The sequence below is a fragment of the Luteimonas suaedae genome (genome assembly GCF_008312895.1).
Classification (GTDB): Bacteria; Pseudomonadota; Gammaproteobacteria; order Xanthomonadales; family Xanthomonadaceae; genus Luteimonas; species Luteimonas suaedae.
Map to the genome: position 1 here is coordinate 713,230 of NZ_VSSP01000001.1, position 26,193 is coordinate 739,422.

The 26,193-nt window shown below is 68.5% G+C and carries 22 protein-coding genes; 14 read left to right on the forward strand and 8 right to left on the reverse strand.

Translation table 11 applies throughout. The annotated features are described in order from the left end of the window. Positions 1–63 precede the first annotated feature (63 nt). The gene (locus tag FXO19_RS03100) at positions 64–1,245 is read right to left on the reverse strand and encodes an acyl-CoA dehydrogenase family protein (RefSeq protein ID WP_425481437.1); all 1,182 of its coding nucleotides are present in this window, start codon (positions 1,243–1,245) and stop codon (positions 64–66) included. Between the two features lie 287 nt (positions 1,246–1,532). Between FXO19_RS03100 and FXO19_RS03105 the strand changes: the two genes are divergently transcribed. The 3 genes from FXO19_RS03105 (at position 1,533) to metH (ending at position 6,562) form a co-directional block, all read left to right on the forward strand. Continuing rightward, positions 1,533–2,471, forward strand: a complete 939-nt coding sequence (locus tag FXO19_RS03105; protein WP_149193822.1) for an ArsR/SmtB family transcription factor — start codon at positions 1,533–1,535, stop codon at positions 2,469–2,471. 52 nt (positions 2,472–2,523) lie between these two features. Continuing rightward, entirely contained in the window at positions 2,524–3,606 is a 1,083-nt protein-coding gene (locus tag FXO19_RS03110; RefSeq protein ID WP_149193574.1) for a homocysteine S-methyltransferase family protein, read from the forward strand. Between the two features lie 196 nt (positions 3,607–3,802). Then, complete coding sequence (metH, locus tag FXO19_RS03115; RefSeq protein ID WP_149193575.1) at positions 3,803–6,562, forward strand: methionine synthase; 2,760 nt, start codon at positions 3,803–3,805, stop codon at positions 6,560–6,562. A gap of 241 nt (positions 6,563–6,803) precedes the next feature. Here the strand turns inward: metH and FXO19_RS03120 are convergent, their stop codons facing one another. The 6 genes from FXO19_RS03120 to FXO19_RS03145 all read right to left on the reverse strand — a co-directional run bounded on the left by FXO19_RS03120 (position 6,804) and on the right by FXO19_RS03145 (position 11,471). After that, positions 6,804–7,418, reverse strand: a complete 615-nt coding sequence (locus FXO19_RS03120) for a DUF2058 domain-containing protein (protein ID WP_343195889.1) — start codon at positions 7,416–7,418, stop codon at positions 6,804–6,806. A gap of 14 nt (positions 7,419–7,432) precedes the next feature. Continuing rightward, complete coding sequence (locus FXO19_RS03125; protein ID WP_149193824.1) at positions 7,433–7,648, reverse strand: SlyX family protein; 216 nt, start codon at positions 7,646–7,648, stop codon at positions 7,433–7,435. 2 nt (positions 7,649–7,650) lie between these two features. After that, positions 7,651–8,997 (reverse strand): UDP-glucose dehydrogenase family protein, encoded by a 1,347-nt coding sequence (locus FXO19_RS03130; protein ID WP_149193576.1) that lies wholly within the window; start codon positions 8,995–8,997, stop codon positions 7,651–7,653. 18 nt (positions 8,998–9,015) lie between these two features. Continuing rightward, entirely contained in the window at positions 9,016–9,810 is a 795-nt protein-coding gene (locus FXO19_RS03135; protein WP_149193577.1) for an FKBP-type peptidyl-prolyl cis-trans isomerase, read from the reverse strand. Positions 9,811–9,899: 89 nt separating this feature from the next. Further along, a complete protein-coding gene (locus FXO19_RS03140; protein ID WP_149193578.1) occupies positions 9,900–10,844 on the reverse strand; it encodes an FKBP-type peptidyl-prolyl cis-trans isomerase in 945 nt (314 codons plus the stop codon). A gap of 96 nt (positions 10,845–10,940) precedes the next feature. Then, positions 10,941–11,471 carry a glutathione peroxidase gene (locus FXO19_RS03145; protein WP_149193825.1) on the reverse strand — a complete coding sequence of 177 codons (531 nt, stop codon included), beginning with the start codon at positions 11,469–11,471 and terminating at the stop codon, positions 10,941–10,943. Positions 11,472–11,639: 168 nt separating this feature from the next. Between FXO19_RS03145 and FXO19_RS03150 the strand changes: the two genes are divergently transcribed. From FXO19_RS03150 to FXO19_RS03170, 5 genes are all read left to right on the forward strand, one after another. Then, positions 11,640–12,062 (forward strand): hypothetical protein, encoded by a 423-nt coding sequence (locus tag FXO19_RS03150; RefSeq protein ID WP_149193579.1) that lies wholly within the window; start codon positions 11,640–11,642, stop codon positions 12,060–12,062. Positions 12,063–12,066: 4 nt separating this feature from the next. Then, positions 12,067–12,438, forward strand: a complete 372-nt coding sequence (locus tag FXO19_RS03155) for a GntR family transcriptional regulator (RefSeq protein ID WP_149193580.1) — start codon at positions 12,067–12,069, stop codon at positions 12,436–12,438. Between the two features lie 23 nt (positions 12,439–12,461). Continuing rightward, positions 12,462–13,328, forward strand: coding sequence for an ABC transporter ATP-binding protein (locus FXO19_RS03160; protein ID WP_425481438.1), 867 nt, complete (start codon positions 12,462–12,464; stop codon positions 13,326–13,328). Continuing rightward, positions 13,325–14,401 (forward strand): hypothetical protein, encoded by a 1,077-nt coding sequence (locus tag FXO19_RS03165; RefSeq protein ID WP_255516267.1) that lies wholly within the window; start codon positions 13,325–13,327, stop codon positions 14,399–14,401. Before FXO19_RS03160 ends, FXO19_RS03165 begins: the two co-directional genes overlap by 4 nt. A 343-nt stretch (positions 14,402–14,744) precedes the next feature. Further along, a complete protein-coding gene (locus tag FXO19_RS03170) occupies positions 14,745–15,578 on the forward strand; it encodes a GIN domain-containing protein (RefSeq protein WP_149193582.1) in 834 nt (277 codons plus the stop codon). 277 nt (positions 15,579–15,855) lie between these two features. Here the strand turns inward: FXO19_RS03170 and FXO19_RS03175 are convergent, their stop codons facing one another. Further along, positions 15,856–17,274, reverse strand: a complete 1,419-nt coding sequence (locus FXO19_RS03175) for a class II fumarate hydratase (RefSeq protein ID WP_149193583.1) — start codon at positions 17,272–17,274, stop codon at positions 15,856–15,858. 163 nt (positions 17,275–17,437) lie between these two features. On the opposite strand from FXO19_RS03175, the gene purB reads away from it, so the two are divergent. The 6 genes from purB to sucB all read left to right on the forward strand — a co-directional run bounded on the left by purB (position 17,438) and on the right by sucB (position 26,101). Further along, positions 17,438–18,835 (forward strand): adenylosuccinate lyase, encoded by a 1,398-nt coding sequence (purB, locus tag FXO19_RS03180; RefSeq protein WP_149193584.1) that lies wholly within the window; start codon positions 17,438–17,440, stop codon positions 18,833–18,835. Positions 18,836–19,013: 178 nt separating this feature from the next. Further along, positions 19,014–19,415: a VOC family protein gene (locus FXO19_RS03185; protein ID WP_149193585.1), complete on the forward strand. Its 402-nt coding sequence runs from the start codon at positions 19,014–19,016 to the stop codon at positions 19,413–19,415. A gap of 232 nt (positions 19,416–19,647) precedes the next feature. Beyond that, entirely contained in the window at positions 19,648–20,862 is a 1,215-nt protein-coding gene (locus FXO19_RS03190; protein ID WP_149193586.1) for a cupin domain-containing protein, read from the forward strand. Beyond that, positions 20,859–21,779, forward strand: a complete 921-nt coding sequence (locus tag FXO19_RS03195; RefSeq protein ID WP_149193587.1) for a GNAT family N-acetyltransferase — start codon at positions 20,859–20,861, stop codon at positions 21,777–21,779. Before FXO19_RS03190 ends, FXO19_RS03195 begins: the two co-directional genes overlap by 4 nt. A gap of 191 nt (positions 21,780–21,970) precedes the next feature. Beyond that, the gene (locus tag FXO19_RS03200; protein ID WP_149193588.1) at positions 21,971–24,799 is read left to right on the forward strand and encodes a 2-oxoglutarate dehydrogenase E1 component; all 2,829 of its coding nucleotides are present in this window, start codon (positions 21,971–21,973) and stop codon (positions 24,797–24,799) included. 36 nt (positions 24,800–24,835) lie between these two features. Further along, entirely contained in the window at positions 24,836–26,101 is a 1,266-nt protein-coding gene (gene sucB / locus FXO19_RS03205) for a dihydrolipoyllysine-residue succinyltransferase (RefSeq protein ID WP_149193589.1), read from the forward strand. The last annotated feature ends 92 nt before the right edge of the window (positions 26,102–26,193 follow it).

Below are 26,193 nucleotides of genomic sequence, written 5' to 3' on the forward strand. Positions count from 1 at the left end.
ACGTCGTCCGGCGATGACCTGCAGCATGACGACGGCGGTCCGGGAGGCTGCTCCGGCGCTGCGTCAGCGCAGTCCGGTTTCGTGGCGGGCGATGACCAGGCGCTGGATCTCGCTGGTACCTTCGTAGATCTCGGTGATCTTGGCGTCGCGGAAGTAGCGCTCGATCGGCATCTCCTTGGAGTAACCCATGCCGGCGTGGATCTGCACCGCCTGGTGGGCGATCCACATCGCCGCTTCCGAGGCGGTCAGTTTGGCCACCGAGGCCTCGGTGGTGAACTTCCGGCCCTGGCCCTTCAGCCAGGCGGCGCGCAGGGTGAGCAGCAACGACGCGTCGAGCTTGCACTTCATGTCGGCGATCTTGGCCTGGGTCATCTGGAACGCGCCGATCGGCTGGCCGAAGGCCTTGCGTTCGCGCACGTACGCCAGCGTCGCCTCGTAGGCGGCGCGGCCGATGCCGATCGCCTGCGAGGCGATGCCGATGCGGCCGGCGTCGAGCACGCTCATCGCGATCTTGAAACCGTGGCCCTCGTTGCCGAGCACCTCCTCGGGCGCCGCGACGTAGTCCTGGAACTCGATCTCGCAGGTGGCCGAGGCGCGGATGCCGAGCTTCGGCTCGGTCTTGCCGCGGTGCAGTCCCTCGCGCTCGCCATCGACCAGGAAGGCGGTGATGCCGCGTGCGCCCTTGTCCGGGTCGGTCATCGCGAACAGCACGAAGTACTTCGCCACCGGGCCCGAGGTGATCCAGCTCTTCTTGCCGTTGATGACGAAGCTGCCGTCGTCGCGCTTCACCGCGCGGCAGCGCATGGACGTGGCGTCGGAGCCGGATTGCGGCTCGGTGAGCGCGAATGCACCGATCGCCGCGCCCTCGGCGATCGCGCGCACATAGGTCTGCTTCTGCGCCTCGCTGCCGTGGGTGAGGATGCCGTTGCAGAACAGCGAATTGTTGACCGACATGATGGTCGAATGCGCGGCATCGCCGGCGGCGATCTCGATCATCGCCAGCACGTAGGCCATCGGATCCATCCCGGCGCCGCCGTACTCGGCCGGCACCTCGATTCCCATCAGCCCGTTCTCGCCCAGCAGCCGGATGTTGTCCAGTGGGAACTCCCCGGAGCGGTCGAACCCCTCGGCGCTGGGCGCGATCTTCTCCTGCGCGATGCGCCGCGCCACGTCCTGGATCATCAACTGCTCTTCGGTGAAGCCAAAATCCACTTGCGCGCTCCGGCGGGAAGGTCGGGGTGGAATTGTAACGGGACTCGGCAGCCGACACCCGGGACTCGGGATAGCAGCGCCAAGCGCCGGCAGTTCGTCGACCGTCATCCCGGCGCAGGCCGGGTCCCAGGTTTTTGCAATCACCGGTTTGAAGGCGCGGCGCAAGGAGCTGGATCCCGGCCTGCGCCGGGATGACGAGCAAGGTGGCTACGCTGTGCCGAGTCCGAGTCCGAGTCCGAGTCCCGGCTCCGAGCCGTCCGCCTTGACCTCCCCCTGCCCCGGTCCCAAAATCATCTCTATATCGCGATAGGAAGATGTTTGTGGATCTGGAAAGCTGGTCGACCCGGCTCAAGGTGCTCGCCGACGCCACCCGGGTGCGCCTGCTGGCGCTGCTCGAGCGCGAGGAGCTGACCGTCGCCGAGCTGTCGGCGGTCACCCGCCTGGCACAGCCGCGCGTGTCCACCCACCTGGCGCGGCTCAAGGAGGCCGGGCTGGTGCGCGACCGCCGCGCCGGCGTGTCGGCGTATTACCGCTTCGACGACACACCGCTAGATCCGCCGCTGCAGCAGCTGTGGCGCACCTTGCGCGACGGCAGCGATGACGCCCTGTTGCGCCAGGACGGCGAGCGCCTGCCCGCGGTGCTGGCGATGCGCGCGGCCGACCAGAACTGGGCCGACTCGGTGGCCGGCGACATGGAACGCCACTACTCGCCCGGGCGCACCTGGGAAGCACTCGCGCGCTCTGCACTGCCGTTGCTGGAGGCGGGTGACGTGCTCGACATCGCCTCCGGCGACGGCGTGCTGGCCGAGCTGGTGGCGCCGCACGCGCATCGCTACGTCTGCGTCGACACCAGCCGGCGCGTGGTCAACGCCGCCACCGAGCGCCTGCGCCGGCACCGCAATGTCGAGGTGCACGAGGGCGACATGCATGCGCTGCCGTATGCCGACGCCGAGTTCGACCTGGTCGTGCTGATGCATGCACTGACCTATGCCGCCCGTCCGGCGCAGGCGGTGGCCGAAGCGGCACGCGTGCTGCGCCCCGGCGGACGCCTGCTGCTGAGCAGCCTCGCCCGCCATGAGCATCGCGCGGTGGTCGAGGCCTACGGCCACGTCAATCTCGGCTTCGGCGAGCGCGACCTGCGCCGCTTCGTCGAAAAGGCCGGGCTGACGGTGCGCAACCAGGAAACCGTGACCCGGGAAAAGCGGCCGCCGCATTTCGAGGTGGTCTCGCTGATCGCCGACAGGCCGGTGTCGAAATGATGGTTTCGCCACGCCCAGAAACAGCCCTGCTCCCGAAGAACGAGGTTTCGCAATGAACACGCTGCCATGGCTCGACCCGTCCCGCGCCGAATCGCTGCTGCAACAGCTGGGCCAGCGCATCCTTGTGCTGGACGGCGCCATGGGCACGATGATCCAGCGCCACGACCTGCAGGAGGCGGACTACCGCGGCGAGCGCTTCGTCGACGGCTACGACCGGATCGAACGCGGCGACGGCGACGGTACCGGGCATGACCAGAAAGGCAACAACGACCTGCTCAGCCTCACCCGGCCGGAGCTGATCCGCGACATCCACGCCGCCTATCTCGAAGCCGGCGCCGACTTGGTCGAGACCAACACATTCAACTCCACCGCGATCTCGCTCGCCGACTACCACCTGCAGCACCTGGTGCGCGAACTCAACCGCGAGGGCGCGCGGCTGGCGCGCGAGGCCTGCACGGCGGCGCAGGCGGACACACCCGAGCGTCCCCGCTTCGCCATCGGCGTGCTCGGCCCGACCAGCCGCACCGCCTCGATCAGCCCCGACGTCAACGACCCCGGTTTCCGCGCGGTGGATTTCGACGAGCTGGTGGCGATCTACCGCGAGGCCGCCGAAGGCCTGGCCGAGGGCGGCGCCGACGCGCTGATGGTCGAGACCGTGTTCGACACGCTCAACGCCAAGGCGGCGCTGTTCGCCATCGAGGCGACGTTCGACGGGCTCGGTGCGCGCCTGCCGGTGATGATCTCCGGCACCATCACCGACGCCTCCGGCCGCACCCTCTCCGGGCAGACCGCCGAAGCGTTCTGGTATTCGCTGCGGCACGCGCGGCCGCTGTCGATCGGCCTGAATTGCGCGCTCGGCGCGAAGGAGCTGCGGCCGCATGTGGAGGCGCTGTCGGGCGTGGCCGAGTGCCACGTCAGCGCGCACCCGAACGCGGGACTGCCGAACGCGTTCGGCGAGTACGACGAAACCCCGGAGGACATGGCCGAAACCCTGCGCGAGTTCGCGCAGTCGGGCTTGCTCAACATCGTCGGCGGCTGCTGCGGCACCACGCCCGACCACATCCGCGCGATTGCCGCCGCCGTCGAAGGTCTGCCGCCACGTCGACTGCCTGAGACCATGGAGGCGGCGGCGTGAAGCTTTTCAGCCGCCGATCGACCCGGATGAACGCATTACCGTCATCCCGGCGCATGCCGGGATCCAGGCCCGCGCGTGCGCAACGAGACAATGAACACGACGGCTTGCGCCCATGCGGCAATGGCGAGCCTTGGACCGCTTCATCCACGTTCATCCGCGCCAATCCGCAGCCAACCCCTTTCTTTCCGGCCAACCGATGACCCAGTCCCGCCACACCCGCCTGTCCGGCCTCGAGCCGCTGGTCCTCACCCCGGACCTGCTGTTCGTCAACATCGGCGAGCGCACCAACGTCACCGGCAGCGCGCGCTTCCGCAAGCTGATCAAGGAGGACCGCTACCCGGAGGCGGTGGAGGTCGCGCGGCAGCAGGTCGAGAGCGGCGCCCAGATCCTCGACATCAACATGGACGAGGGCCTGATCGACTCGGAGCGGGCCATGACCCGTTACCTCAACCTGATCGCGGCCGAGCCGGACATCGCCCGCATTCCGTTCATGGTCGACTCATCGAAGTGGTCGGTGATCGAGGCCGGGCTGAAGTGCCTGCAGGGCAAGGGCGTGGTCAACTCGATCTCGCTCAAGGAGGGCGAGGAGACCTTCCTGCAACAGGCGCACAAGGTATGGCGCTACGGTGCGGCCGTGGTGGTGATGGCCTTCGACGAGCAGGGCCAGGCCGACACGCGCGCACGCAAGGTGGAGATCTGCACCCGCGCCTACCGGCTGCTGACCGAGACCGTCGGGTTTCCGCCCGAGGACATCATCTTCGATCCCAACATCTTCGCCATCGCCACCGGCATTCCCGAGCACGACAACTACGCGGTCGATTTCATCGAGGCCACGCGCGAAATCAAGCGCACGCTGCCGCACTGCCATGTCTCCGGCGGCGTTTCCAACGTCTCGTTCTCGTTCCGAGGCAACGAGACCGTGCGCCAGGCGATCCACGCCGTGTTCCTGTACCACGCCATCGAGGCCGGCATGGACATGGGTATCGTCAACGCTGGCGCCCTGCCGATCATCGACGACCTCGATCCAGAACTGCGCGAACGGGTCGAGGACGTGGTGCTCAACCGCCGCGCCGACGCGACCGAACGCATGCTCGAGATCGCCGAGCGCTACCGCGGGCAGAAGGGCGAGGCCAAGGTCGAGAACCTGGCCTGGCGCGAAGCCACGGTCGCGGAGCGGCTGAAGCATGCCCTGGTGCACGGCATCGACCAGTACGTCGTCGCCGATACCGAAGAGGCCAGGCAGCAGTTCGACAAGCCGCTCGAGGTGATCGAGGGCCCGCTGATGGCCGGCATGGGCGTGGTCGGCGACCTGTTCGGCGCCGGCAAGATGTTCCTGCCGCAGGTGGTCAAGTCGGCACGGGTGATGAAGAAGGCGGTCGCCCACCTGCTGCCCTACATCGAGGCCGAGAAGGAGCGCAGCGGCAACGCCGGCAAGCCCAACGGGCGCGTGCTGATGGCCACGGTGAAGGGCGACGTGCACGACATCGGCAAGAACATCGTCGGCGTGGTGCTGGCCTGCAACAACTTCGAGGTCACCGACCTCGGGGTGATGGTGCCGGCGCAGGCGATCCTCGACAAGGCGCGTGAGATCGGCGCCGACATCATCGGCCTGTCCGGCCTGATCACGCCGTCACTGGAGGAGATGAGCCACGTCGCGCGCGAGATGAAGCGACAGGGGTTCGACACCCCGCTGCTGATCGGCGGCGCCACCACCTCGCGTGCCCACACCGCGTTGCGGATCGCGCCGCACTACGCCGCGCCCACGGTCTGGGTCAAGGACGCCTCGCGCGCGGTCGGCGTGGTGCAGTCGCTGATCAGCGTCGAGCTGCGACAGAAGTTCGTCGCCGCCAACGACGCCGACTACGCCAAGATCCGCGAGCGCCACCTCAACCGCGGCGACGCCAAGCGCCTGGTCTCGCTGTCGAAGGCGCGTGCGCAGAAGTTCGACGGCGGCTGGGACGACTACGCGCCACCGCAGCCGAATGCGCCCGGCGTCACCGTGCTCGATGACTATCCGCTGGACGAACTGGTCGATTGCATCGACTGGACGCCCTTCTTCCAGGCCTGGGAACTCGCCGGCAGGTATCCTGCGATCCTCACCGACGAGGTGGTCGGCAAGCACGCCAGCGACCTGTACCGCGACGCGCGCGCGATGCTGAAGCGGATCGTCGCCGAGAAATGGCTGACCGCGAAGGCGGTATTCGGGATCTGGCCGGCCAACAGCGTCGGCGATGATGTTGTGATCCTGGCGGACCACCGTGATTCGGGATTGGTGATTGGTGATTCGCAAGAGCGATCTCCTGCTGCTCCCGAATCACCAATCACCAATCACCAATCACGAGTCTTGCACTTCCTGCGCCAGCAGGTCGACAAGCCGCCCGAGCGCCCCAACTTCTGCCTGGCCGACTTCATCGCGCCGGAGACCTCTGGCCGGCAGGACTGGATCGGCGCGTTCGCGGTCACCGCCGGCATCGGCATCGACGCCCACGTCGCCCGCTTCGAGGCCGATCACGACGACTACAACGCGATCCTGCTCAAGGCGCTGGCCGACCGCCTGGCAGAAGCCCTGGCCGAGCGCCTGCACCTGCGCGTCCGCACCGAGTACTGGGGCTATGCGCCGGACGAAGGCCTCGACAACGCCGCCCTGATCGCCGAGAAGTATCGCGGCATCCGGCCTGCACCCGGTTATCCGGCGTGTCCGGAGCACAGCGAGAAAGCCACCCTGTTCACGCTGCTCGACGCCGGCAGCAACGCCGGCATGACCCTGACCGAGAGCTTCGCGATGCTGCCGACGGCGGCAGTCTCCGGGTACTACTTCAGCCATCCGGGCAGCCAGTATTTCGTGGTCGGCCGCGTATCGAAGGAACAGGTGGAGGACTACGCGAAGCGCAAGGGCGTGAGCCGCGCGCAGGCCGAGAGCTGGCTGGCGTCGAACCTGGACTACGATCCCGAGTGAGCATTTCGCAGGAGCGCGCCATGCGCGCGATGCCGCGCCAGGCAGTCGTTTCCGCTGCGGTGAGAAACGGGCCGTCGCCACGGGTTTCGTCAGTGAATCGCCTGCGCTCCAAGTCTGGATGTTTGCTAGCCCATTGCGAAAGGCTCGGCTGCCTATTTGCACCGCCCGTGGCGACGGGCCTGATCTCACCGCAGCGGAAAGACTGCCTGGCGCGGCGCGCTCCTACGGGGCACTCTGGCTCTCACCACACCAGGTCGTCGGGCACCTGGTACTTCGGGTCCGCGTACGGGTCGTCTCCGGCCGGCGCATCGGGATCGACCTTCAATGCCACGGCGGGCGCGAACACCGCCTCGGCCTCGGCCAGCACCGACGCGGTCACCAGCAGATAGCGGCCGTTGAGCTGCAATACACCCAGCTCACCGGCATTGAGCGCCTTCAGCTGCGCGGCGGTGACGTAGATGCGCTTGATCTTGCCGCCGTACTCGAAGTGCCGGGCGATCTCGGCATCGTCGGCATTGAGCGCCTTATCCTGCAGCAGCTGCGCCAGCTTCGCGCGCGCCTCGCGCCGTTGCCGCGCCTCCTCCTGCTTGCGACGCTCGGCCTCGATCCGCTCGTCCTTCTCCTTCTGCGCCCGGATCGCGTAGGCCTTGGCGAGATCGATGTCCTCGCGCGTGCGTCCTGAACGATGGCCGCCGCCGCGCTTGTCCTGACGCTGCGGCGCACCGGCTTCGGGCTTGCGCCCGCCGGGCCGTCCGGGCCTGGCGTTCGGGTTCGGCTTCGGCTTGGATTTGCGCTCCGGCGCCGGCGCGCTCTTGAAACCGAGCCCGAGCAACTGGTCGCGAAGGGAATCGCTCATGTCGGTCGTCAATATCAGTAATGCGGTGGTGGCGGCTCGTCCGCCGGGTCGGCATAGAAGGTACCCCGCGCCTGTTTCAGCTCTTCCAGGCCGCGACGGACGACCTCGGTATTGCGCACCGTTTCCATGCGCAGCGCGGCCAGCGCGTCGCCGAGCTCGGCCAGCGCCTGCTCCTGGAAGGCCAGGCGGGTCTCGAGCTCGACGATGCGCTGTTCGAGGGTCTCGTCCATGGTCAGCCTGCGAGCACGGAACGGCCGCGACCGATGCCATAGTAGGCCAGCCCGGCCTCCTCGACCATCTCCGGTGCATACACGTTGCGGCCGTCGAAGATCGCGGCGTCGGCGAGCGCATCGCGCAGCGCGGCGAAGTCGGGGCTGCGGAACTGCTTCCATTCGGTCACCAGCACCAGCGCATCGGCGCCCTGCAGCGCATCCTCTGCGTTGTCGCACAGCAGCAGGTCGTCACGTTCGCCGAACACCCGCCGTGCCTCGTCCATCGCTTCCGGATCGTAGGCGCGGACCCGCGCGCCGGCATCCTGCAGCTGCTGCAGCAGGCGCCTGCTCGGCGCCTCGCGCATGTCGTCGGTATCGGGCTTGAAGGCCAGGCCCCAGACCGCGAAGGTCTTGCCGCGCAGCACGTCGATACCGCAGTAGTGCTGCACGAGCAGGTCGAACAGATGGCTCTTCTGGCGCTCGTTGACCGCCTCCACCGCCTGCAGCAGGGTGGGCGTATGGCCATGGTGCAGCGCGGTCCGCGCCAGCGCTTGTACGTCCTTCGGAAAACAGGAGCCGCCGTAGCCCGCGCCCGGGTAGATGAAATGCCAGCCGATGCGCGGATCCGAGCCGATACCCTGGCGCACCGACTCGACATCGGCGGCGACCTTCTCGGCGATGCTGGCGATCTCGTTCATGAAGCTGATCTTGGTCGCCAGCATGGCGTTCGCGGCGTACTTGGTCAGCTCGGCGGAGCGCACGTCCATGGTCACGATGCGGTCGCGATTACGGTTGAACGGCGCGTACAGCCGTCGCAGCCGCTCGATGGCGTCGTCGCTGGAGGCGCCGATGACGATGCGGTCCGGGCGCATGCAGTCCTCGACCGCCGCGCCCTCCTTCAGGAACTCCGGATTGGCCACCACCTCGAACGCGATCTGCACGCCGCGTTCGGCCAGCGCCGAAGCGACGGCCGCGCGCACGCGGTCGGCGGTGCCCACCGGCACCGTGGACTTGTCGACGATCACCGCCGGTCGTTGCAGGAGGCGGCCGATCGTATCGGCCACCGCGAGCACGTACTGCAGGTCGGCGCTGCCGTCCTCATCGGGGGGCGTGCCGACCGCGATGAAGATGATCTCGGCGCGCGCCACCGCCTCGGCGGCGTCGGTGGTGAAGTGCAGGCGCCCGGCTTCGCGGTTGCCGGCCACGATCGGCGCCAGTCCCGGCTCATAGATCGGTACCCGCCCCTGATTCAGGGCATCGATCTTGTCGCTGTCGATATCGACACAGATCACGTCGTTGCCGACCTCGGCCAGGCAGGCACCGGTGACCAGACCGACGTAGCCGGTTCCAAAGATGCTCACGTGCATGGCGATGCTCCCTGCTGTCTATTCGGCGGCAGCCGGCATCACTTCGAGCAGCTCGACCTCGAACGCCAGGGTGGCGTTGGGGCCGATCGGGCCGCCCGGCGTGCCCTGCTCGCCGTAGCCCAGCTCGCTCGGAATCCACAGGCGGTAGCGGCTGCCCGGCGACATCAGCTGCAGGCCCTCCTGCCAGCCCGGCACCACCTGGTCCAGCGCGAAGGTCGCCGGCTCGCCGCGCGCCAGCGAGCTGTCGAAGGTGGTGCCGTCGAGCAGCTTGCCCTCGTAATGCACGCTGACCCGGTCGCCCGGCTTCGGCGGCGCGCCCTCGCCCTTCTCCAGCACCTCGTACTGCAGGCCGGACTCGGTGGTCTGCACGCCCGGCTTCTTGGCGTTCTCGGCCAGGAATGTCTTGCCTTCGGCGGCCAGTCTTTCGGCCTCGGCCTGCTGGCGCGCCTGCATGCGCTGGCCCAGGCCCTGCATGATCTGCGCGAGCTGCTGCTCATCGACCTTGGGTTCGTTGCCTTCGAGCGTATCGCGCACGCCCTCGAGCATGGCGTCGAGGTCGACCTCCTCCTTCACCGGCACCAGCGTGTTCCCCAGTTCGAGGCCGATCGCATAGCCGACCTGCTCCTTCTCGCTCTCCAGCCCCGGAATGTCGAGTGCGGATGCCGGCGCCTCGCCGTCGGCGGATTTCTGTGCGGCATCGTCGCCGTCGAGGCGCTCGCCGGTCTCCTTGTCCAGCGGCTTGCAGGCGGCCAGCGTTGCCACGAAGGCGATGGCGAGCAGCGCCGGCAGGGTGACGCGCGGGAAAATGGTCATGGGGGACTCCTTGGGAAATGGGGGAAGGCCGGCCGCGCCGGCGGCGCGCCCGCAGCAGATGCGGACGCAGCGATGGAAACGTCGCCGGATCAGAGGATATCCAGCAGTTCGACGTCGAAGACCAGGGTCGCGTTCGGGCCGATCGGCCCGCCCTGCGTGCCCTTGTCGCCGTAGGCGAGCTCGCCCGGAATCCAGAAACGGTACTTGGCGCCGATGGGCATCAAGGCGACGCCCTCGGTCCAGCCGGGGATCACCTGGTTGAGGCCGAACTCGGTCGGCTCGCCACGCTCGTAGGAACTGTCGAACACGGTGCCGTCGAGCAGGGTGCCGTGGTAGTGCACGCGCACGCGGTCGCTGGGCAACGGGCGCCGCCCCGAACCCTGGCGGATCACCTGGTACTGCAGGCCGGACGGGGTCGAGAACACGCCCTTCTCGTTCTTGTTGGCGGCCAGGAATGCCGTGCCCTCGGTGCGGTTCTTCTCGCCGACCTGCGCCGCCTCGGCGTCCATCTTCTGCTGCACGCGCCCGGAGAACGCCTGGCGCAGTGCCTCGGCCTCGGCCTCGGCCAGCAGCAGCTCGCCACCCTCGATCCGTGTCCGCAGCGCCTGCAGCATCACCGGCAGTTCGATCTCGTCGCGGATCGGCAGCAGCGAACGGCCGACATCGGCGCCGACCAGCAGGCCGACCTTGCTGCTGTCCACTTCCGGCGGCGCGGCCCCGGGCGGTACGCCCGGCAGGCTTTGGCCGCCGCGCGCAGCCACGCGCTGCATCAGCGCCTGGCCGACCTCCTGCATCTCCTCGGCATCGAGCAACGGCTCGCCGCCCTCGAAGGCGTTGCGCACCGCGCGCTCCAGCGCAACATAGTCCATGTCCGGACCGACCGGCACCAGCGACTGGCCGACGTCCATCCCCACCATGTAGCTGACCTTTTCACGCTCGTTCTCAAGCCGCGGCTGCTGGGCGCTCGCGGTCGCCACTGTCAACCAGGCCACAAGCAGACACAGCGCGAACGCGCCGCGCATCGCATTCTTCATCGGGAAACACTCCAGTTGGGCGCCGCCGCCGGCGACGCGTAGGCGCCTATTGTCGCGAGGCCGGCGCGCACGGGCAATCGCGTGCACGCCGCACGTTCATCTGTCCGCAACAGGCGCCTGCAGGGCATGCTCGATCGCCGCCACCACCTCCGGGTCGTCCGGCACGGTGCGGCTGCCCCAATTCGCCAGCACCCGGCCGTCGCGGCCGATCAGGTACTTGTGGAAGTTCCATTGCGGCGTCGCTCCGGTGGCCGCGGCAAGGTCGCGGTACAGCGCCGTCGCCTCCGGCCCGACCACGTGCACCTTTTCGAACATCGGGAACTTCACGCCGTAGGTGAGCGTGCAGAACTCGCGGATCTCCGCCTCGTCCTCGAACTCCTGCGCCTTGAAGTCGCCCGACGGGAAACCGAGCACCGCGAATCCGCGATCGCCGTAGCGTGCATGCAGCTGTTCCAGCGCCTCGAACTGCGGCGTGAAACCGCATTTGCTCGCGGTGTTGACCACCAGCAGCACCTGACCGCCGTAGGTGGCCTGCAGATCGACCGATGTCTTGCCCGCCAGCGGCCGGTAACTGCGGTCCAGCAAACCGTCCGCCGCTTGGGCCTGCATAGTGAGAATGCACATCATAAAAACAGCGCAAATAGCTGTTTTATAATCATATTTCCGATTCTTCATGGGGACTCCGCGGCAACATGACTTCAGTTGGGGAACGAATCTGCATCCGGTTCTTGACAGCCCCTGTCTTGGTGTTATAGTTGCATACAACACCGATCAACCAGCGCAGGAGGTGTCGGCATGAACCGCAAGCTCCACAACACGATACTGGCTTTCTCCGTCACCGGCGGCATGTTGTTGCTGGGGCTCATGGCAGCCGTTCCGGTTCCCCGCGCGGTCCAGGTCGCGGCCGGGCCGACGCAGAGCCTGTCTTCCGCGCGCGCCGAAGCCATCGAGGCACGCACCCGGACGTTCGAGGCGGAACTGGAGCGCGCCGGATCCGCCAACGAAATGGTCGCCCTGTCCTCGGTCTTCCTCGCCGAGATCGTGACCGAGGCGGCAGTCGCCGCGGCTCTGCAGGGCATCGAACGGGACACCACCGGCGAAGACGCCACCCGCACCGGGGCGACCGAGCGCAAGCGCGGCAACGGCCGCAAGCGTAATGCCCTGGCCATGCCCTATTTCTCGTTCGCGCAGGGCCTGCGCGGCAGCAGCGGGAGCTGACACCATGACGCCCATCCAGTGGAGCGAAGGCGCTCCCATCTACCGGCAGCTGAAGGAGCGCGTCATCGCGATGATGCTCGATGGCCTGCTCAAGCCCGGCGACGCCCTGCCCTCCGTGCGGCAGGTCGCGGCGGAATACCAGCTCAACCCGATCACCGTCTCGCGGGCCTACCAGGAGTTGGCGGACGAGGCGCTGGTCGAAAAACGAAGGGGACTCGGCATGTTCGTCACCGATGAGGCATCCAAGAAGCTGCTGGCCAATGAGCGCGAGCGCTTTCTCACCGAGGAATGGCCGCAGGTCCTGGAGCGCATCCAGCGCCTGGGCCTGGCGACCGAGGACCTGCTCAAGCCGGTCCGCAATGGAGGTGCGAAGTGAATGCCGCCGTTTCCAACCACGAATTGTCCAGTGACCTGGTGGTGCAGGCCCGGGGCCTGCGCAAGGCCTACCGGAACACGCTGGCCCTGGACGGCACCACGTTCGACATCGAGCCGGGCCGGATCGTCGGTCTGATCGGCCCCAACGGCGCCGGCAAGACCACCGCGCTGAAGGCGATGCTGGGGCTGATCCCGTTCGAGGGTGACCTCAAGATCCTCGGCCGCGATCCGCGCCTCGAGCGCGACGCGCTGATGAACGACGTCTGCTTCATCGCCGACGTCGCCGTGCTGCCACGCTGGATCCGGGTACGCGAGGCGATCAAGTTCGTCGCCGGCGTGCACCCGCGCTTCGACCGCGCCCGCTGCGAGCGCTTCCTCGCCAACACCCAGCTCAAGCCGGACGCGCGGGTGCGCGAACTGTCCAAGGGCATGATCGTGCAGCTGCACCTGGCGCTGGTGATGGCGATCGACGCCCGCCTGCTGGTACTCGACGAGCCGACCCTGGGCCTGGACATCCTCTACCGCAAGCAGTTCTACCAGCGCCTGCTGGAGGATTACTTCGACGAGCAGAAGACGATCCTCATCACCACCCACCAGGTCGAGGAGATCGAGCACATCCTCACCGACGTGATGTTCATCCGCGGCGGCAAGATCGTGCTCAAGGCGACCATGGACGAGGTCGGCGGGCGCTTTACCGAGGTGCTGGTCAATGCCGAACAGGCCGAGGCGGCGCGCGCGCTGGGTCCGATCGACGAGCGTGCATTGCCGTTCGGCAAGACGGTGATGCTGTTCGACGGCGTCACCCAGCCTGCACTGGCATCCTACGGCGAGACCCGCACGCCGGGCCTGGCCGATCTCTTCGTCGCGACGATGAAAGGAACCTACGCATGAACGCGAGCACCGACACCATGACCCGGGCGCCGGCCGCGAACCCGCCGGCGGCGCCGCACGCGACCCACCGCTACCGCATGCTGCTGCGTCGCGAATACTGGGAACACAAGGGCGGCTTCCTGTGGGCGCCGCTGGTCGCCGGGGCGATCTCCCTGGGGCTGACCTTGCTGTTCGCCATCATCGCCCTGGTCGCCGCACACCGCGCCGCGGCGGGCGGCGAGCTGGAGATCGACGGCGAGATGATGGTCAACGGCCTCGACCTCGGGCTGATCACCAGCCGCCTCGGCCCCGAGGAGATGCGTCAGCTCGGCGCCGGCCTCGACGTGAGCCTGCTCATGGCCTCGAGCTGGCCGTTCATCGTGCTCGCCTTCGTAGTGTTCTTCTACTGCCTGGGCGCGCTGTACGACGAGCGCAAGGACCGCAGCGTGCTGTTCTGGAAGTCGCTGCCGCTGTCGGACCGCGACACCGTGCTGTCGAAGACGATCAGTGCCGCGGTGGTGGCACCGGCACTCGCCACCGTGGCGGCGATCGCAACGATGTACGGCTTCATGCTGCTGGTAAGCGCGATCGTGCTGGCGCACGGCGGCAACCCGGTGACCCTGCTCTGGGGACCAGCCAGCCCGCTGTACCTGGCTGCGCACTTCATCGCCGCGATCCCGGTGTATGCGGTCTGGGCGCTGCCCACCATCGGCTGGCTGCTGCTGTGCTCGGCCTGGGCGCGGAGCAAGCCGTTCCTGTGGGCGGTCATGATCCCGGTGTTCGCCGGCGTGATCGTGTCCTGGTTCGACCTGATGGAGTTCTTCGATCTGGAGACCCTGTGGTTCTGGAAGAACGTGGTCGGCCGCTCGCTGCTGAGCGTGGTCCCGATCGGCTGGCTGGATGCGCTCGACCTGCAGGGCATGGCCGCGATGGGCCGCTTCAAGTTCGAAAGTGCCGCCGACATCCGCGGGGTACTCAACCTGAAGGTCGTGTACTCGGCCTTCGCCTCGCCGAAGATGTGGATCGGCGCCGCCGCCGGCGTGGCGATGATCCTGGCCGCGATCCGCCTGCGCCGCTGGCGGGACGAGGGGTGAGGCAGGCCGCTTGCGCGGCACTGCCGCGCGGCCTGCCGAACGCCCGGCCATGGATGGCCGGGCCGGACGGTCCAAAGCCGGTCGGCCTCGCCATGGATGGCAACGGCCCACTCGCCGAAGCGGCAGCAGGATGCCTTAATTTGCATCGGCAGCGGGCGCGAACGCCCGGCCATGGATGGCCGGGCCGGGCGATCCGAAGCCCACCCGGTCCCGCCATGGATGGCAACGGCCTTGTGGTCGAAGCGGGATCCACGGCACTGCCGCGCAGCTTGTTGAACGCCGGGCCATGGATGACTGGACCGCACCACCGCCCCATCGCAACGAACCAAACTGGAGCACGTGCATGAAACCTGCCATCGCCACCGCCACCCTGCTCGCCTGCCTGCTGCCCCTCGCCGCCGCCGCCCAGGATGGCCGTTGCAAGGAATCGGAACCACGCGAGCTGCAGCTCGACCTCGCCGGCGTGAAGACCGTGATGTTCGATGTCGGTCCGCACAAGCTGCGGCTCGACGCGACCGATACCCCCGACGCCACGCTGCGCGGACGCGCGTGCGCGGCCAGCGCGGCGCGCCTGCCGCAGCTGCAGATCGAACAGGAGAAGAGCGGCGACCGGCTGCTGGTCCGCCTGCAACGAGAAGAGCGCGCACTGAGCCTCTCCTTCGGCAACAGCTACGCCTACCTGGACCTGTCCGGCCAGATTCCCGACGATGTACTGGTGCAATTGAAGGTCGGCTCGGGCGATGCCTGGCTGACCGGCGCCGCGGCGATGAGCGCGGACGTGGGCTCCGGCGACGTCGAGGCGAAGCAGATCCGAGGCCTGGCCACGGCCAAGGTCGGCTCCGGCGACATCGCCTTCGATGACATCGGCGCGCTCGAGGTGCTGTCAATCGGCTCCGGCGACATCGAGGCGCGGAACGTCCGTGGCGCGGTCCAGGTCGGCAGCATCGGCTCGGGCGATTTCGAGCTGGACGGCGCGCGCGGCGATGTCGCGATCGACACGATCGGTTCCGGCGATGCCAACCTGCGCGACATCGACGGCAACGTGACCATCGGCTCGATCGGTTCCGGCGACGTCGATACCCGCGGCATTCGCGGCAATCTCACCTTGCACTCCAAGGGCAGCGGATCGGTCAACCACTCCGGCGTGACCGGCACGGTCGAACTGCCGGGACGCTGACCCACCGTTCGCTCGCCATGCGAGCGATACCGCTTCGACGGCCCGGCCGCCTGATCCGGCGGCTGGCCTGCGACGTTCAGCAATCCCCGGCTTCGACCGCTTTGCATCAGGATCGGCGAGCTCGAGAGCATTCCGAACACCCTCGCGGAGATCACGCCCGAATTCAGGCCACGCGCCACGGTTTCCGCCGGCACGGGCGCGCGCCGCGCGGCTGCGTTCCATCCCTGATCATCCGCGCGCCGTTCCCGGCACGCCCCGCCAACTCGGTGGGCAGGCCTCAGGCGCCGCCCCCGTTCCTGCCCTGAACACCACCACGGGTGAGCGCGGCCGGATCCAGCAACCGGCGCAGTTCCTGCGCGTCGAGGCCGCTGTCCTCCAGCGCGACCTCGAACACCGGTCGGCGCTCACGGTAGGCGCGCTTGGCGATCGCGGCGCCCCGCTCGTAGCCGATCACCGGATTGAGCGCGGTCACCAGGATCGGGTTGCGGTCCAGCGCCGCGGTCACGCTGTCCTTGCGCACCTTCAGCGCGGCGATCGCGCTGTCGGCGAGCAGGCGCGACACGTTGCCCAGCAGGTGGATCGACTCGAGCAGGTTGGCGGCGATCAGCGGCAGCATCACGTTGAGCTGGAAGTTGCCGCTCTGCCCGGCCACCGTGATCGCGGTGTGATGGCCGATGACCTGGGCGCAGACCATGCAGGTCGCCTCCGGGATCACCGGATTGACCTTGCCCGGCATGATCGAGCTGCCCGGCTGCAGCGTCGGCAGTTCGATCTCGCCCAGCCCCGCCAGCGGCCCGGAGTTCATCCAGCGCAGGTCGTTGGCGATCTTCATCAGCGCCACCGCCAGCACATTGAGCTGGCCCGACAGTTCCACCGCATCGTCCTGCGCGGCGATGCCCTCGAACTTGTCGGCGGCGCTCTCGAAGCGGGTCCCGGCGTGCTGCGACAGCCGCCTGACCGCGGCCGGCCCGAAGCGCGGGTCGGCATTGATGCCGGTCCCGATCGCGGTCCCGCCCAGGGGCAGGCGCCGCAACCGCTTGAGGCTGTCCTCGATCCGCGCCTGCGCCGACGCCAGCTGCGCGGACCAGGCGCCGAACTCCTGCGCGAACGTCAGCGGCATCGCGTCCATCAGGTGGGTGCGGCCGGTCTTGACCACTTGCTTCAAGGCGCGCCCGCGGCGATCGATGGTGCGGCGCAGATGCTTCAGCGCCGGCAGCAGGTGCTCCACGGTCGCCAGCTGCGCGGCGACGCGGATCGCGGTCGGCACCACGTCGTTGGAACTCTGGCCGAGGTTGACGTGATCATTCGGGTGCACCGGCTTGCCGCCGCGCGAGGCCAGCGTGGCGATCACCTCGTTGGCGTTCATGTTCGACGAGGTGCCGGAGCCGGTCTGGTAGATGTCGATCGGGAAATGGGCGTCGTGCTCGCCGTTGGCGACGGCGAGCGCGGCCTTGCACACCGCCTGCGACAGCCCTTTCGGCAGCAGCCCGAGCCCGGCGTTGGCTTCGGCCGCGGCCGCCTTGATCAGGCCGAGCGCGCGGATGAAGTCGCGCGGCACCGGCCGTCCCGAGATCGGGAAGTTCTGCACCGCGCGCTGGGTCTGCGCGCCCCACAGCGCATCGGCGGGCACCTGCAGTTCGCCCATGCTGTCGTGCTCGGTGCGCGTGGCGGGCGCCGGTGATGTTCGCTTGCCCATGGATCGTCTCCGCAGCGGTCGATGCGCGGCAGTCTAGCGCCCGGGCCGTCATCGCGACGCTGGCCCTAACGCCGGGCGTGGGTGCCACATGTCCCGCCGCGGCGCCGGATCGGCGCTGCCTGTAAACTTGGCGGTTTCGCCACACCGCCAGAGTCGCCGCCTCATGTCCGCTCCCGCCAGCCCGGTCGACGCACCGGCAGAATCACGCCTGCTCGCCCTGTCCCCGCTCGACGGCCGCTATGCCGGCAAGGTCGATGCGCTGCGCCCGATCTTCTCCGAGTACGGGTTGATCCGCGCCCGGGTCCGGGTCGAGGTGGAGTGGCTGCTGGCGCTCGCCGCCCATCCAGCCATCGTCGAACTGCCGGCCTTCGACCAGGCCCGGCGCACGAAACTGCGCCGCCTGGTCGACGATTTCTCGGTCGCCGACGCGGCGCGGGTCAAGGAGATCGAGCGCACCACCAACCACGACGTCAAGGCGGTCGAATACTTCATCAAGGAGCGGCTGCAGGGCCAGCCGGATCTCGCCGCGGCGCTCGAATTCGTCCATTTCGCCTGCACCAGCGAGGACATCAACAATCTGTCGTACGCGCTGATGCTGGGCGACGCCCGCCAGCAGGTGCTGCTGCCGAAGCTCGACGCCCTGATCGAGAAGCTGCGCGCGATGGCGCATGCGCATGCGGCCCTGCCGATGCTCTCGCGCACCCACGGCCAGACCGCCTCGCCGACCACCCTGGGCAAGGAGCTGGCCAACGTGGTCGCGCGCCTGCAGCGCCAGGGCGAGACCCTGGCCGGCGCACGCATGCCGGGCAAGATCAACGGCGCGGTGGGCAACTACAACGCGCACGTGGCCGCCTATCCGGATGTCGACTGGCCGGCGTTCGCCGAGCGCTTCGTGCATTCGCTCGGGCTCGACTGGCAGCCCTATACCACCCAGATCGAGCCGCACGACGGCATCGCCGAGCTGTGCGACGCGCAGCGCCGCATCGACAGCATCTGCATCGACCTGTGCCGCGACCTCTGGGGCTATATCTCGCTCGGCTACTTCCGCCAGACGATGAAGGAAGGCGAGATCGGCAGCTCGACCATGCCGCACAAGGTCAACCCGATCGACTTCGAGAACGCCGAGGGCAACTTCGGCGTCGCCAGCGCGCTGTTCGAACACTTCGCCGCCAAGCTGCCGGTCAGCCGCTGGCAGCGCGACCTCACCGACTCCACCGTGCTGCGCGGGCTGGGCACCGCCTTCGGCCACGCCCTGGTGGGCGTCGACGCGCTGCTGCGCGGCCTCGACAAGCTCGCCGTCGACGAGGCGCGGCTGCAGGCCGACCTCGACGCCGCCTGGGAGGTGCTGGCCGAGGCGGTGCAGACGGTGATGCGCCGCCACGGCCTGCCCAATCCCTACGAGCAGCTCAAGGCGCTGACCCGCGGCCGCGGCATCGACGCCGACTCGATGCGCGGCTTCATCGAGTCGCTCGCGCTGCCGGAGGACGCGCGGCGGCGCCTGCTGGCACTCACCCCCGGGACCTATACAGGCCTGGCCGAGCGGCTGGCGAAGCAGATCTGAGCCGGGATCGCTGACCGAGGGCCGCTGATGTCGCGGCGCGCCGATCGCCCACCATCGGTCGTGCCCGCGAAAGACGGCCATCAGCGATTTCGACCCGCCGGGTTCCGACGCAAGGATGGCGACCGCCCCTGAGCGCACGACGGCGGTAAATTACGCGTTTCGGGCAGCAAACCTGCGCATGCACCTGCTGATCAACATCGATGTCGACGACCTGGCCCGGGCCAAACGCTTTTATTGCGAAGCGTTCGGGCTCAGGCCCGCACGCCGGATCGGCGAGGGCGTGCTCGAGCTGCTCGGCGCTCAGGCGCCGATCTACCTGCTGAAGAAGGACGCCGACAGCATCGGCGCGGGCACGGCCAGGCGGAGCTATGCACGTCACTGGAGTCCGCTCCACTGCGACGTGGTGGTCGATGATCTCGACGCCGCACTGGCCCGTGCCCTCGCCGCCGGCGCACGCCGGGAAGGCGATATTCGCGAAGGCAGCTGGGGCCGGATCGTGCAACTGGCCGATCCCTTCGGCCACGGCTGGTGCCTGCTGCAGTTCCTCGGCCGCGGCTACGACGAGATCGCCACCGGCTGAGCCCCGGACCACGTCATCCTGCTCGCCGCCGCCCCTGTAGGAGGGGCTTCAGCCCCGACCGCACCAGGCAGTTCCACCGGCAACGGTCATGATGAACGCGCTGCCGTGCGTTGCGACGGAAAACAACGGCGAAGAGCCTCTACCATCACCTGGCGCGGTGTCGGGGCTGAAGCCCCTCCTACAGGAGGCGCTCCGCTTCGCACCGCTTGCCCGATCACGTAGGCTTGTGCGCATGCGTTCACCCCCGATCGAAATCGATGCCGCCGCACTGCCGCCGCTGGGCCTGCCACCGGCGGAGTTTCTGGAGAACTACTGGCAGAAGCGGCCGCTGCTGATCCGCAACGCGTTCCCGGATTTCGTCTCCCCGATCACCCCGGAAGACCTCGCCGGCCTGGCTTGCGAGGACGGCGTGCTGGCGCGCATCGTCGCCCACGAACGCGACCGCGACCGCTGGCTGCTGCGGCAGGGGCCGTTCCCGGAATCGCTGTTCCCCGGCCTGCCCGACCACGACTGGAGCCTGCTGGTGCAGGACGTCGACAAGTGGGACGCCGATGTCGCCGCGCTGCTGCCCGCGTTCGATTTCCTGCCGCGCTGGCGCATCGACGACATCATGGTCAGCTTCGCCGCGCCGGGCGGCTCGGTCGGCGCCCATGTCGACCAGTACGACGTGTTCCTGCTGCAGGCACAGGGCCATCGCCGCTGGCAGATCGACGACCGCCCGGACCCGCCGGTGCACTTCCGCCTGGACACCGAACTCAAGCTGCTGCAGCGCTTCGCCCCCACCCACGACTGGGTACTCGGCCCCGGCGACATGCTGTACCTGCCGCCGGGCGTGCCGCACCACGGCGTCGCCGAGGACCCGTGCCTGACCTTCTCGATCGGCATGCGCGCGCCGTCGGCCGCCGAGCTGATGGGCGACTGGGTCGACGCGATGATCTCCGAGGCCGACGACCGCCTGCGCTACCGCGACTCCGACCTGGCGCCGCCGCGCGACCCCCACGAGATCGACGCCGCGGCGATGAACCGCGTGGTCGAGGCGCTGAACCTGCTGCGGATGAACGATCCCGACCGTCTCGGCGACTGGTTCGGGCGTTTCATCACCCTCTACCGCGCCGGCGGCGAGGCCGCGCCGTCCGGGGAGTCGCGCTCGCGCATCGAGGTCGAATGGGACCTGCAGCAGGGCGGCACGCTGCACCGCCATCCGTTCACGCGCATGGCCTGGCGGCGCAGCGGGCGCGAGGCGCGGCTGTACGTGGCCGGCCAGGACCTGCCGCTGCCGGCGCGCGACGCGGCGCGGATCGCCGCCGCCGCCGGCATCGATGCGCAGCTCTACGGCGCGCTCTCCGAAACCGGCCGCGATGCGGTGTTCGCCCTGCTCGCACAGGGGCACTACCGTCTGCTGCCGCCCGGAGGCGACGACGGCGACGAGGACGAGCCGGCGCCATGAGCACGAACGCTGCGGACGCACCGTTTCGGGTCGAGGCCGTGGACTATGCCGCCGCCTCGGCCGATCTGCGCGCCGTGCGCGAAACCGTGTTCGTACGCGAACAGCAGGTCCCGCCGGAACTGGAGCTGGACGCCACCGACCCGTTGTGCGCGCATGTCCTGGCCCGCGACGCCGGCGGCCGCCCGATCGGCACCGGGCGCATGGACGACGCCGGCAGGATCGGGCGCATGGCGGTACTGGCCGACTGGCGCGACCGCGGTGTCGGCGCCGCGCTGCTGCAGGCGCTGCTGCGCATCGCGCGCGAGCGCGGGCTGAAGGAAGTCGTGCTGCACGCACAGGCGGGGGCGATCGCGTTCTATACCCGGCACGGATTCGTCCCGGTCGGCGAGCGCTTCCAGGAAGCCGGCATCGAGCACCAGACCATGCGGCGGGCGCTCGCCCGGCCACAGACCATCGAAAATCGTGAAGACGCCGTGACGGCCACCGTGGACCTCGTAGCCGGAGCACGGCGACACCTGTGGGTCTACAGCCGCGAACTCGATCCCGGACTGTTCGACGATCCCACAGTGCTGGAGGCGCTGCGCGCGTTCGCGGTGCGCGAGCGCGGCGGCGAGGTCCGCCTGCTGCTGCAGGACGCGGCGGCCGCGCAACGGGCGCACGCGCCGCTGCTGCCCCTGGCGCAGCGGCTGCCGAGTACGTTCCTGTTCCGCCAGGTGGAGGATCCGGTCGACCGCGCCTATGCCTCGGCTTTCGTCGTCAATGACAGCGGCGGCTACTACTTCCGCGGTCTCGGCCACCGCTTCGACGGCGAATGCGAACGCCATGGCGCCGGTCGCGCACGCCAGCTGGTCGAGGCCTTCAAGCCGGTCTGGGAGCGCGCGCGGCCGTGTGGCGAACTGCGCGCGCTGGGGCTGTGAACGCTGTTTTCGAACCGGGCAACGCCGGCTGACCTGCCGCCATCGACAGCTCGGTAGCCGGTCGCACCGCAACCGGCGCTACGGCTATAATCAGCGACTTCATGCGTCCGCTTTGCGGCGGTCGCCGCACCTCCGCACCGGAGCACCCGGCGCGGGCGCCCGCCTCCCCCTACGAGCCCCATACGCCAGACGTGGACAGTCTTCTCAAGCAGTTTGCGCAGTCTTCCCAGTTCGGCGCCAACGCCGCCTACATCGAAGAACTGTACGAGCGATACCTGGTCGACCCCGACAGCGTCGGGCCGAAGTGGAAAACCTGGTTCGACGCGTTCGAGGGCCGCGAGGCCGGCGATGTGCCGCATTCGGCGGTACGCGAAGCGGTGGCCGAGGCCGGCCGACGCGCGGCGCGCGGCCAGGCCGGCAGCGGCGCCGACGAGCGCGAGCGCCATGTCGGCCGCCTGATCACCGCCTACCGCTCGCGCGGCCACCTGGGCGCGCAACTCGATCCGCTCGGCCTGTCGCCGCCGGTCAACCCGCCTGACCTCGGCCTGCCCTTCCATAATCTCTCCGACGCCGATCTCGACGGTGAGTTCAGCACCGGCGGCGTGGGCGGACGCGAGCGCATGCGCCTGCGCGACCTGCTGGCACTGCTCAAGGCCACCTACACCGGGCCGATCGGCGCCGAGTTCATGCACATCACCGACGCCGAACAGCGCCGCTGGCTGTACGAACGCCTGGAGCGCGCCGGTGGCCGCTTCGATCCCGGCGCCGAAACCCGCAAGCGCATCCTCGAGCGCCTGACCGCGGCCGAGGGCCTCGAGCGCTACCTGCACACCAAATACGTCGGCCAGAAGCGCTTCTCGCTGGAAGGCGGCGATGCGCTGATCCCGCTGCTGGACACCCTGATCCGGCGCGCCGGCAGCGACGGGGTCAAGGACATCGTCATCGGCATGGCCCACCGCGGCCGCCTCAACGTGCTGGTCAACACCCTGGGCAAGTCGCCGCGCAAGCTGTTCGACGAGTTCGAGGGCAAGTTCGAGCACAAGCCCAGCGACGATCCGGCGCACACCGGCGACGTCAAGTACCACATGGGCTTCTCGGCCGACGTGCAGACCCCGTCCGGGCCAGTCCACCTGGCCCTCGCCTTCAACCCCTCGCACCTGGAGATCGTCGACCCGGTGGTGGTGGGCAGCGTGCGCTCGCGCCAGCACCGCCGCGGCGACAAGGCGCGCAAGATCGTGCTGCCGGTGCTGCTGCACGGCGACGCCGCGTTCGCCGGCCAGGGCGTGGTGATGGAGCTGTTCCAGATGTCGCAGGCGCGCGGGTTCGCGGTCGGCGGCACTCTGCACGTGGTGATCAACAACCAGCTCGGCTTCACCACCAGCGACCGCCAGGACGCCCGCTCCACCCTGTACTGCACCGACGTCGCGAAGATGGTCGGCGCGCCGGTGCTGCACGTGAACGCGGACGATCCGGAAGCCGTGGTGTTCTGCATGGAGCTCGCCTACGCGTTCCGCCAGCAGTTCGGCAAGGACGTGGTGATCGACCTGGTCTGCTATCGGCGCCACGGCCACAACGAGTCCGACGAGCCGGCCGCCACCCAGCCGCTGATGTACCAGAGCATCCGCAAGCACAAGACGCCGCGCGAGCTCTACACGGCACGCCTGATCGAGGCCGGCGTCGTGGCCGAGGACGAGGCCAAGGCGATCGTCGACGGTTTCCGCGACAAGCTCGATGCCGGCGAATTCACCACCGAACTGGCCGACGCCAATCCGGACGACTACGACCTCACCATCGATTGGGGCCCCTATCTCTCCGGCAGGATCGACGATCCGGTCGACACCCGCGTTCCCGCCGACAAGCTGCGGGCGCTGGCAAAGGCGATCAACGAGGTTCCCGACAACATCACCCTGCATGCCCGCGTCGCCAAGGTCTACGAGGAACGCCGCAAGATGGCCGCCGGCGAGATCCCCGGCGACTGGGGCTTCGCCGAGAACCTCGCCTACGCCACCCTGCTCGACGAAGGCCACAAGCTGCGCCTGGTCGGCCAGGACAGTGGCCGCGGCACCTTCTTCCACCGCCATGCGGTGCTGCACGACCAGAACAGCGGCGAGGACTACATCCCGCTGCAGCAGCTGGTGAAGAATCCCGAGGACGCCACCATCATCGACTCGCTGCTCAGCGAGGAAGCGGTGATGGCGTTCGAGTACGGCTATTCCACCTCCGAGCCCGGCACGCTCGACATCTGGGAGGCGCAGTTCGGCGACTTCGCCAACGGCGCGCAGGTGGTGATCGACCAGTTCGTCTCCTCCGGCGAGGCCAAGTGGCAGCGCCTGAGCGGGCTGACCCTGTTCCTGCCGCACGGCTACGAGGGCCAGGGGCCCGAGCACAGCTCCGCGCGCCTGGAGCGCTTCCTGCAGCTGTGCGCGCTGGAGAACATGTTCGTCTGCGTGCCGACCACCTCGGCGCAGGCGTTCCACATGATCCGCCGCCAGCTGTGCATGAAGACCCGCAAGCCGCTGGTGGTGATGACGCCGAAGTCGCTGCTGCGGCACAAGCTGGCGGCCTCGCCGCTGCAGGACCTGTCCGATGGCGAGTTCAGGCACCTGATCGCCGACGAGGCCGACCCGAAACAGGTCAAGCGCGTGGTCGCCTGCTCCGGCAAGGTCTACTACGACCTGCTCGAGGAACAGCGCAAGCAGTCGCTCGACAACGTGGCGCTGATCCGCATCGAGCAGCTGTACCCGTTCCCGCGCGAAACGCTCGCCGCCGAGCTCAAGCGCTACGGCAAGGGCGTCGGCCTGGTCTGGTGCCAGGAAGAGCCGCAGAACCAGGGCGCCTGGTACCAGATCAAGCACCACCTCGACGCCTGCCTCGCGTCCGGTCAGAAGCTGCACTACGCCGGCCGGCCGCGCTCGCCGTCGCCGGCGGTCGGTCACTTCAATGACCACGTCGAGGAGCAGAAGCAACTGATCGCCGACGCGCTGGTGAACCCGCTCAAGGGCAAGGTCGCCGCCGAATGATTCCCACCCCACACCGCTTTCCCAGGAAGCCGCCCCATGGCCACTGAAATCAAGGTCCCCGTCCTGCCAGAATCCGTCGCCGACGCCACCATCGCCAGCTGGCACAAGAAGCCCGGCGACGCGGTCAAGCGCGACGAGAACATCGTCGACCTGGAGACCGACAAGGTCGTGCTCGAGGTGCCCTCGACCGTCGACGGCGTGATCAAGGAGCTCAAGTTCGAGGAAGGCGCCACCGTGACCAGCTCGCAGGTGATCGCCGTCATCGAGGAAGGCGCCGCCGCCGAGGCGCCGAAGAAGAACGAGAAAAAAGAGGAAAAGAAGCAGGAAGACGGCAAGTCCGACGCCGACGAGGCAGCGTCGACCACCAAGGACGAAACGGACGAGGTCAAGGCGGCCAAGCAGGAAGGCCCGCAGATGGCCAAGAAGGAAACCAAGCAAGCCGCGCCCTCCTCCGACCAGTTGCCGCCCGGCGCACGCTTCACCGCCGAGAAGGAAGGCATCGATGCCGCGCAGGTCGAAGGCACCGGCCGCCGCGGCGCGGTGACCAAGGAGGACCTGCTCAACTACGCCTCCGGCAAGACCGCGGGTGTGTCGGGCGGCGCGCGTCCGGAAGAACGCGTGCCGATGACCCGCATCCGCAAGCGCATCGCCGAGCGCCTGATGCACTCGAAGAATTCGATCGCCATGCTGACCTCGTTCAACGAGGTCGACCTGGGCAAGGTGATGGTGCTGCGCAAGGAACTGGGTGAACAGTTCCAGAAGGAGCACGGCATCAAGCTCGGCTTCATGAGCTTCTTCGCCAAGGCCGCCGCCAACGCACTGCAGCGCCACCCGGTGGTCAACGCCTCGGTCGACGGCGACGACATCATCTACCACGGCTATGCCGACATCTCGGTGGCGATCTCCACCGACCGCGGCCTGGTCACGCCGGTGCTGCGCAACGTCGAGCGCATGGGCTTTGCCGAGATCGAACAGGGTATCGCCGACTTCGCCAAGGCCGCGCGCGAGGGCGGGCTGAAGCTCGAGGACCTGCAGGGCGGCACCTTCACCATCACCAACGGCGGCACCTTCGGCTCGCTGATGTCGACCCCGATCGTCAACCCGCCGCAGTCGGCGATCCTCGGGATGCACACGATCAAGGAGCGCGCCGTCGTCAAGGACGGCCAGGTGGTCGCCGCGCCGATGATGTACATCGCCCTGTCCTACGACCATCGCGTCATCGACGGCAAGGACGCGGTGCTGTTCCTGGTCGACATCAAGAATCAGCTTGAGAATCCGCACAGGATGCTGCTCGGCATGTGATGCCGAGCAGCATCGGGAATGGAGAATCGGGAATCGGGAATCGGGAATCGGAAGAGCAGCTTCCGGCCCCATGTTACCGCTCTTCCCATTCC